This is a genomic window from Limnobacter sp. CACIAM 66H1 (assembly GCF_001601825.1).
Lineage (GTDB): Bacteria > Pseudomonadota > Gammaproteobacteria > Burkholderiales > Burkholderiaceae_B > Limnobacter.
This window is the reverse complement of the sequence record NZ_LUJK01000040.1, coordinates 22359-31296: the sequence shown is the minus strand read 5'-3', so window position 1 is coordinate 31296 and position 8938 is coordinate 22359. Positions and strand designations below refer to the sequence as shown.

7 protein-coding genes and 1 pseudogene are annotated in these 8938 nt (G+C 51.8%); 2 read left to right on the top strand and 6 right to left on the bottom strand.

The features are described 5' to 3' along the window. Positions 1-161, bottom strand: a pseudogene (locus A0129_RS11670) (RluA family pseudouridine synthase); the annotation flags it as partial. 115 nt (positions 162-276) lie between these two features. Between A0129_RS11670 and A0129_RS11665 the strand changes: the two are divergent. Beyond that, positions 277-1125: an outer membrane protein assembly factor BamD gene (locus A0129_RS11665; protein WP_105029895.1), complete on the top strand. Its 849-nt coding sequence runs from the start codon at positions 277-279 to the stop codon at positions 1123-1125. Between the two features lie 72 nt (positions 1126-1197). Here the strand turns inward: A0129_RS11665 and A0129_RS11660 are convergent, their stop codons facing one another. The 3 genes from A0129_RS11660 to A0129_RS11650 form a co-directional block, all read right to left on the bottom strand. After that, positions 1198-3162: an ATP-dependent DNA helicase gene (locus A0129_RS11660; RefSeq protein ID WP_291715168.1), complete on the bottom strand. Its 1965-nt coding sequence runs from the start codon at positions 3160-3162 to the stop codon at positions 1198-1200. Positions 3163-3192: 30 nt separating this feature from the next. Then, complete coding sequence (locus tag A0129_RS11655; protein WP_291715166.1) at positions 3193-3408, bottom strand: DUF465 domain-containing protein; 216 nt, start codon at positions 3406-3408, stop codon at positions 3193-3195. 125 nt (positions 3409-3533) lie between these two features. Further along, positions 3534-3932, bottom strand: a complete 399-nt coding sequence (locus A0129_RS11650) for a hypothetical protein (RefSeq protein WP_291715164.1) — start codon at positions 3930-3932, stop codon at positions 3534-3536. Positions 3933-3944: 12 nt separating this feature from the next. Between A0129_RS11650 and A0129_RS11645 the strand changes: the two genes are divergently transcribed. Beyond that, positions 3945-6320 carry a Tex family protein gene (locus A0129_RS11645; RefSeq protein ID WP_291715163.1) on the top strand — a complete coding sequence of 792 codons (2376 nt, stop codon included), beginning with the start codon at positions 3945-3947 and terminating at the stop codon, positions 6318-6320. Positions 6321-6327: 7 nt separating this feature from the next. On the opposite strand, the gene zapE is transcribed toward A0129_RS11645, so the two are convergent. Continuing rightward, on the bottom strand, positions 6328-7419 hold the full coding sequence (gene zapE / locus A0129_RS11640; protein ID WP_291715161.1) for a cell division protein ZapE: 1092 nt from the start codon (positions 7417-7419) through the stop codon (positions 6328-6330). Between the two features lie 82 nt (positions 7420-7501). Then, entirely contained in the window at positions 7502-8938 is a 1437-nt protein-coding gene (gene lpdA, locus A0129_RS11635; protein WP_291715159.1) for a dihydrolipoyl dehydrogenase, read from the bottom strand.

Genomic DNA, 8938 nt, shown 5'->3' with positions numbered 1-8938 from the left:
CCCTCTTTCAACCAGCCCTGCAGGCGGGAACGCGAGTACTGCGGGAACAACTCGGCTATCACTTTGTCCAATCGAGAGCCTCCCAATTCCATGGGCACCCTGGCAAGTAACGGTTGATCGGGTTGCGCGTTTTCCGCGTCGGCTTGAATTTGGGACGTCATAAATTAAAATCGAATCTTTCAATTGAGTATGCCGCTGGTGGGCGGCACGGGCTTTGCCCGATATAATGGAAAACCATTGATGATCAAACAGGGACACTTCGGGTTTCGAAATCACATGAACAAAACCACACTGGCCCCGCGCACCACTTGGCTGCGCACATTATCGCAGTTATTCCTGATCCCCGCGTTGATTTTCGCGCTGGCTGCATGCGGCTCAGCAAAACAATTCGATGAAACCGAGGGCTGGAGCCCTGCCCGCCTGTACGAAGAAGCCAAGGCTGAAATCGACGTTGGCAATTACGAGCGCGGTATTGAATTGCTTGAAAAACTGGAAGCACGCTACCCCTATGGGCGTTTTGCACAACAGGCACAAATTGACACCGCATTTGCCTATTACAAGGCCGGTGACAATGCCCAGGCATTGGCGGCAACGGATCGCTTCATCAAACTGTACCCAAACCACCAAAACCTGGATTACGTTTACTACTTGCGTGGTTTGATCAGCTTCAACGAAGACAAAGGCATTTTTGCATTGTTGTCGGGTGAAGATCAAAGCGCCCGCGACCCCAAAGGCACCCGCGCCGCATTCGATGCCTTCAAAGAAGTGGTCAGCCGCTTTCCTGACAGCAAATATTACGAAGACAGCAAATCGCGCTTGCAATACCTGGTGAATGCACTTGCGCAAAACGAATTGCATGTGGCCCGTTATTACTACAAGCGCGGTGCGTACCTGGCCGCAGTGAACCGCGCTCAAGAAGTAGTACGCCGGTTCGAACAGACTCCCTCCATTGAAGAAGCGCTGTTTATCAGCCTGCGCAGCTACGAGAAACTGAATATGACCGCCCTGGCGGCAGACACCAAACGTGTAATCAACCTGAACTTCAAGGACAGTCCTTACTGGAATATGGATCTTCCCGAGAAGGAAAAAGCGGAAGCCAAATGGTGGCAAGTCTGGAAAGACTAAATTGCTGGGCAGTCGAATGAAAAAAGGATCCTCGAAGGATCCTTTTTTCTTGCCCATGATTGTCTCGAACCGCTATTTGGAGCGTTTGTCCCGCATAAACTCTATTGCGACACCCAATTCCCGGGTGCGCTTAAACGGGGGCAAACTTCGCCAAAGCAGCTTTCCATACCCTTTTTCAACCAGGCGGCGATCACCAATCAGCAGAACCCCCCAATCAGTTTCATCGCGAATCAGGCGGCCTGCTCCCTGCTTTAACGCAATCGCGGCATCAGGCAGCGATAAATCCTGGAAAGGATTGCCTCCACGATTTTTAATCAACTCGCTTTTGGCTTGAAACACCGGGTCATCAGGTGGCGCAAATGGCAGTTTGTCAATAATAACGAGGCGCAAGCCTTCTCCTCGAATATCGACCCCTTCCCAAAAACTGGCAGCACCCACCAAAACCGGATTGTTCAATACCCTGAACTGATCCAGCAATTCAGCCCTCGAGGCCTCTCCCTGCACCAGCAAACTCCAATCCAGTTCATCATTCTCAATACGTTCACGCAGGTACTCGCCAACCTGTTTTACCGCGCGGTGGCTGGTACACAGGAAAAATACCCCTCCCTCACTGGCTTGCAGCAGCGGCCACACGGCATCACACAGCTTTTTGCTGAATTGTGGTTCGTTGGGGAAAGGCAAACTGTCGGGTACGCACAGCAGCGCTTGCGATTCATAATCGAACGGGCTTGGCAACAGCAACTGCTGGCAATCATCGAGACCCACTTGCAAGGTGAAGTGCTGCAAACTTTCTTTAATGCTCAAGGTTGCGCTGGTAAAAATCCACGCCTTGGGCTGCTCGGCGTAAAGCTTGGCAAATGCATTGGACACATCCAGCGGCGAATCACAGAATTGCACTACGTTGGTCGAGACACTCACCCAACGCACCGACTGTTCATCGGCTTGCGCCATGGCCGGGGAAAACCAGTCTTGCCAACGCAGACACAACTCACTCGCGCGCCCCATCAGTTTTACCCAGGATTCGTTGCGTACCGACAAAGGACTGATCATCTCAATCAAAGCTTCCAAGCGGTTCGCGAAGTCTGTGCAAACAGCATGAACGCCATTTAACGCCAAAAACTGGGCATGCGTAAAACGAGCGGAATCAATTTCGGTGCCTACAATGCGTCGAATTTCCTTGAGCGCCAACTCCATGGGGCGAAGCACGGCATCCCAATCGCCAGCATCTGCGCTGGAAGTTCGACCCTCAATCAGCACGTCACGCAAAAACTCCTGACACTGAGCCGTCGATATGGCCTGCCCTAGCAAGCTGGTTGCAATGTCGGGCAACTGGTGCGCTTCGTCGAAAACGATCACATCACAAGCCGGAAGCAACTCGGCGATTCCTTCTTCTTTCAGTGCAAGATCAGCCAGAAACAAGTGATGATTCACCACAACCACTTCGGCATCCAGTGCATCACGGCGAGCTTTGTTCACGAAGCATTCAGAAGCGTTGGGACATTCGCCGCCCAGGCAGTTGTCTTTGTTGGATGTAACCCAGCTCCACACGGCTGAGTCCTCGGGCACCCCGGCGCAATCGGCCCGATCACCGGACTGAGTGCGACCCGCAAATACTTTTACTTTTTGCAGATGGTCCACTTCGCGGGGAGACGGCAAACGTGCCTCTTTGAGCGCACGCTCCAAATGAAAATGGCACACATAATTTTGGCGACCCTTCAGCAAAGCCACATTCACGGGTACGCCCAAAGCCTCACGAACCAAGGGCAGGTCTTTATTAAAAAGTTGATCCTGCAAAGTTTTGGTGGCTGTGGACAACAAAACCCTTCGTCCTGAAAGCAAGGCGGGCACTACATAGGCAAAGGTTTTACCTGTACCTGTGCCTGCTTCAACCACCAAAGCACTTTGTGATTCGATCGCATGGCCCACTGCCTGGGCCATTTCAATTTGCGATTCACGTGCGCTGAACCCAGGCAATCTGCGGGCCAGAGCTCCATTTGGGGCAAAGGCCTCATTCAAGGGTTCAGAAAAATCAAACATGCAGGCTACGGGTAAATTTGGAAGTAAAAATTAGGCGGGAATATCGGGTTCTAGCTGAATTTGCAAGAGGGTAATTGAGTCCTTGATTTGCAATTTCCGTTTTTTCAACCTGCGAACCTGCAGTTGATCAAAACCCGCTTGCGCGGTCAGCATAGAAATGATCTGATCCAGATCGCGATGCTCGACCTGCAATTCTACGATTCGTCGTTTGATCGACTCGATGTCTTCAGTGTGGACCATGTGCATTCAGGTTGAACCGGCTCGGTATTGACAACATTGTAGCCGCAAGTGAACAGAGGCTGGAAACAATCTACCCGAAGTGGATCACCCATTCGGCAGCTCGATTGAGTTAGGCGCTTTAGTTCCGCGCGTCAGTTCGGGGTTCGGGCCCGCCGATTCGCATACTCGTCGAGACGAATCATGTCCTCTGCCTTGCCTTGAACTTCCAAATGAGCTCGCCTGATCTGTGCGCCCTGCAAGCGCACCTCATCCAGACAACTGGATACAAAGAACTTTTTGTAACAAGCCCGGGACTGCTCGTTCAATTCATACTCCAGAAACTCAAGTTGCCTGTCGCGCTCAGCCACATAGGCACGTGCTTGCTCAAGTGTATTGGGTGCCTGAGGTTTACTCGCCTGCAACTGAACAGTGCTACAGGCAGTCAGTACCAAAAATGATGCTGGCAAAACGATGGTGAACAGGCGAAGCGCCACCACGCCGATGCACTTGTTAAGCTGTGGCACAATGCCCTGCTTACTTTGAAAACTCATAGATCAGAATCCATGTCGCTTGTTCAAAATCGAATTATCGCCCAGTTGGCTCAAGAATTGGGTGTCGCACAATCACAAATCAAGGCCGCAGTCGATTTGTTGGACGAAGGTGCCACAGTGCCCTTCATTGCCCGTTACCGAAAAGAGGCCACTGGTGGACTGGACGATGCCGTGCTTCGTGACCTGCAAGAGCGCCTGGTGTATTTACGCGAACTGGAAGACAGGCGCAGCAGTATTCTTGAATCGATTGAAAGCCAGGGCAAGTTAACCCCTGAACTGAAAGCAGCAATTGAAAAGGCGGAGAACAAACAGACGCTGGAAGACCTTTACCTGCCCTACAAGCCCAAGCGTCGCACGCGTGCGCAAATAGCGCGCGAAGCAGGCTTGCAGCCACTGGCCGATGAAATTCTTGAGAATAAACAAGCAGTGCCTGAAATACTGGCCGCCGCTTACCTGAATGCAGAACATCAAATCAACGACACCAAAGCAGCACTGGATGGTGCCCGCGACATTTTGGCCGAACAGTTTTCTGAAAATGCAGCTTTGCTGGCGCTTCTAAGAAACCGTTTGAAAGCCGAGGGTGCGATTCGAGCAGCGGTGGTACCCGAAAAAGCCAGTGAAGCCATCAAGTTTCAAGATTACTTTGAACATCAAGAACCCTTGGGCAGCACAGCATCACATCGCATGTTGGCGATGCTTCGTGGCCGTGAACAAGGGTTTCTGACACTGAAGATAGACCTGCCCGAAGTATGGCAAGCCGAAAACCCGCGTGCACCCCATCCTTTTGAATCGGAAATAGCCCGTCTGCATGGCATTGAACGCGATGACAGCCCTCGGGGCAAATTCTTGAGTGAAACATGCCGCTGGACGTGGAAAATCAAACTGGCCAGCACTTTGGAAAGTGAGGTGATCGGCACGCTGCGTGACGCCGCCCAAGCCGAAGCAATCACGGTGTTTGGTAAAAACCTGAAAGATTTACTGTTGTCCGCGCCGGCAGGAAGTAAAGCCACCATGGGACTAGACCCGGGTATTCGCACCGGTGTAAAAGTGGCGGTAATTGACAGCACCGGCCAAGTGGTTGAGCACGCCACGATTTACCCACATGAACCTCGTCGGCAATGGAATGAATCCATCGCACTGCTTGCTGCGCTTTGCATGAAACACCATGTAGAATTGATCGCCATTGGAAACGGCACTGCAAGCCGCGAAACCGATCAGCTGGTTGCTGACCTGCTGGCGCAACACAAAGACCTGAAAGCCACACGAGTTATGGTGAGCGAAGCAGGCGCCTCGGTTTACTCCGCCAGTGCCTTGGCGTCGGCAGAATTGCCAGACCTTGACGTCAGCATTCGAGGTGCGGTGTCCATCGCACGCCGCCTCCAAGATCCTTTGGCTGAACTGGTCAAAATCGATCCAAAATCGATCGGTGTGGGTCAATATCAACATGACGTGGATCAGCGCCAACTGAGCGGACGACTCGACGCAGTGGTTGAAGATTGCGTGAACGCAGTGGGTGTCGAAGTGAACACAGCGTCGGAGCAACTGCTGTCCCGCGTATCAGGACTCAATGCTTCTGTGGCCAAAGCCTTGGTTTCTTTCCGAAACACCAATGGCAAATTCAAAAGCCGTGAAGACTTGCGCAAAGTACCAAGGCTTGGTGACAAAACATTTGAACAAGCCGCGGGTTTTTTGCGCATTCATGGCGCTGAAAACCCACTCGATGCCTCTTCAGTTCATCCTGAGGCCTATATTGTGGTCGAGAAAATGGCAGCCAGGGTAAAAAAGCCGGTGGGCAGCCTGGTAGGTAATCGCGAAATTTTGAAGGAATTGAAACCCACCGAATTCGTGGATGATCGTTTTGGTCTGCCCACGGTTCAGGATATTTTGGTAGAACTTGAAAAACCTGGCCGTGACCCACGCCCCAGTTTCAAGACCGCAAAGTTTGATGACAAAGTACACACCATGGCCGACTTGAAACCCGGTATGACGCTTGAAGGTGTAGTCACCAACGTAGCAAACTTTGGCGCTTTTGTAGACATAGGTGTGCATCAGGACGGGTTGGTGCATGTTTCTGCCTTGTCCAACACCTTTGTGAAAGACCCGCACAGCGTGGTGAAAACCGGGCAAATTGTGAAAGTAAAAGTGCTGGAAGTCGATATTCCTCGCAAACGAATTTCACTGACCATGAAAATGGGCGACGATGTGCCAAGAGCCGCACCCGGGCAGAACGCTGGCCGACAAGTTCAAGCTAACCGTGCAGGCGATTCACACGGAAATTCACGCGGTGAACGGCGCGGAGGAAACGCTGGATTGAATTCACAAAAAGGCGCAGGTTTTGCCAACAATGCATTTGCTGCCGCATTCGCAAAAGCAAAGGAAAGCAAATAAGGAAGAGTCAAAGCCGCACGGCGTTTCGCTTCGGCGAATCCAGGTACTCCTTGGACTGCATTTCAACTATGCGGCTCACCGTGCGGAAAAACTCATGTGCCATTGCACCTTCGGTGTACAGCTCTTCCGGTTCGACAGCCGCCGACATAATCAGCTTGACTTTGTGATCGTAAAGCACATCAATCAGCCAGGTGAACCTGCGGGCCTCTGAGGCCATACCGGCGCCCATCTTGGGTACGCCGCTGAGAATCACAGTTTGAAATTGACTCGCGATTTCAAGGTAATCGTTTTGGGAACGCGGGCCACCGCACAGCGTTGGGAAATCAAACCACACTACGGAGCCAGCACGTCGCACCGCCTTGATCACGCGAGATTCGATTTGTAATTCTGCCGGTTCGTCAGCCACCTCAGCCAAGCGCTTGAAATCCTCGGTCAACTGCTTGTCTGCACTTTCATCCAACGGCATCAGGTAGGTATTCAATTGCTCCAATGTACGACGACGATAATCCACCCCCACGTCGACATTGATCACATCCAGTTGCTTGTTGAGTAAGGCAATTGCCGGCAAAAGGCGGTCACGGTGCAAACCATCTGGGTAGAGGTCATCGGGCTTGTAATTGGACGTCATCAGGAAAGTAACACCGTTGGCAAACAAACCATCCAGCAAGCGATAAAGAATCATCGCATCTGCGATATCCGATACATGAAACTCGTCAAAACAAATCAAACGGTAGCGTTTGGCGATTCGCGATGCGACTTCGTCAAGTGGATCCTGAACTCCCTTCAGATCATCGAGTTCAGCATGCACACCCCGCATGAACTCATGAAAATGCAAACGTACCTTTCGCTGCACAGTGACCGAGTTGTAAAAACAATCCATCAAAAAGCTTTTACCTCGGCCTACCCCGCCCCAAAGATACAAGCCCTTGGGCACAGCAGGTCGGTTCAGGAACTTTTTGATTACGCTGCTACGCGCTTTTTTATATTCAACAAACTCATCATAAAAAAGCTGCATGCGGTCTACCGCTTTTTGCTGTGCGGCGTCCGACTGGTAACCACGTTCGGCCAAAGTTTGTTTGTAATATTCCTGAACGTTCACGATGATGAATTTGAATCTGTGGAATTAAAAACGGCCGATGAAATAATTCACCAGCCGTTGTGAGTTAACACTGAACCTGATATTAACCGTTCAGTTGACGCTTGTCACAAGCCAAGGCCGCTTCCTTCACCACCTCAGACAAGCTGGGGTGCGCATGGCAAATTCGGCCGATGTCCTCAGACGACGCTTTGAATTCCATCGCCATGACCGCCTCGGCGATCAAATCGGAGGCATGGCTGTTGATGATGTGTACACCCAGAACTTCATCGGTCGAAGCATCAGCCAACACTTTGACAAAACCTTGTGAATCGCCCTGGCCCAGTGCGCGACCATTGGCCATGAAAGGAAACTGACCGGCCTTGTATTTGCGACCTTCCTGCTTCAACTGCTGCTCTGTTTTTCCAACCCAAGCCACTTCGGGTGAGGTGTAAATGACCCAGGGAATCGTGTCGTAATTGCAATGACCGGCCTGTCCCGCCATGATCTCGGCAACCATCACGCCTTCTTCCTCTGCCTTGTGGGCCAGCATGGCACCGCGAATCACGTCGCCAATGGCATATATTCCGGCGACCAAAGTTTGGCAGTGTGCATCCACATCGATTTGACCGCGTTCATTGGTTTTCAAACCGACCGCTTCCAAGTTCAAACCGTCGGTATTGGGCACGCGACCTACAGACACAATCAGCTTGTCGCAGTCCAGCTTCTGTGCCGCACCATCTGCATCGGTGTATGCCACCGACACGCCTTTCTTGCTGGCTTTCACTTCACCAATTTTCACACCCATGCTCATCTTCAAACCTTGCTTGGTGAAGATCTTCTGCATTTCCTTGGCAACACCTTCATCGGCCGCTGCCAGGAAATTAGGCATGGCTTCAAGTACCGTGACGTCTGCACCCAGACGGCGCCAGACTGAACCCAATTCGAGTCCAATTACACCCGCGCCGATCACACCCAGTTTCTTGGGGACAGCACTGAATTTGAGTGCACCTTCGTTGTCGCAAACCATTTCGTTGTCGACAGTAATGCCAGGCAGATGACGCGCTTTGGATCCTGTCGCCACGATCACCTGTTTGGCGGTTACCTTTTCTTCACCAGCCGCGCTTTTCACGGTCAGCTCGAACCCACCATCCACCTTGCCAGAAAAACTGGCCCAACCCTTGATGGGTGTGACCTTGTTTTTCTTGAACAGATATTGGATACCGCCTGTCATTTTTGTGACGATGTCATCCTTGCGTTTGATCATCTTGGCCACATCCATTTTTGCACCCGTGACGGTGATGCCATGGTCTTCTGCATGGTGCGCAATCTTCTCAAACTCCTCCGAGGAAGCCAACAGCGCCTTGGAGGGGATACAACCCACATTCAAACAGGTTCCACCCAGTCGCGGTTCCCCTTTGGGATCATCGTAGGCATTTCCTTCGATACAGGCCACCTTCATGCCCAACTGCCCTGCACGAATGGCGGCAATATAGCCGCCAGGGCCCGCACCGATTACTACTACGTCGTATTGAGTACTCAT

Excerpts from the sequence above, each read along its gene's own strand:
- lpdA (WP_291715159.1), bottom strand. The coding sequence starts at position 8,938 with ATGAGTACTCAATACGACGTAGTAGTAATCGGTGCGGGCCCTGGCGGC.
- A0129_RS11660 (WP_291715168.1), bottom strand. The coding sequence starts at position 3,162 with ATGTTTGATTTTTCTGAACCCTTGAATGAGGCCTTTGCCCCAAATGGA.
- A0129_RS11650 (WP_291715164.1), bottom strand. The coding sequence starts at position 3,932 with ATGAGTTTTCAAAGTAAGCAGGGCATTGTGCCACAGCTTAACAAGTGC.
- A0129_RS11645 (WP_291715163.1), top strand. The coding sequence starts at position 3,945 with ATGTCGCTTGTTCAAAATCGAATTATCGCCCAGTTGGCTCAAGAATTG.
- A0129_RS11665 (WP_105029895.1), top strand. The coding sequence starts at position 277 with ATGAACAAAACCACACTGGCCCCGCGCACCACTTGGCTGCGCACATTA.
- A0129_RS11655 (WP_291715166.1), bottom strand. The coding sequence starts at position 3,408 with ATGCACATGGTCCACACTGAAGACATCGAGTCGATCAAACGACGAATC.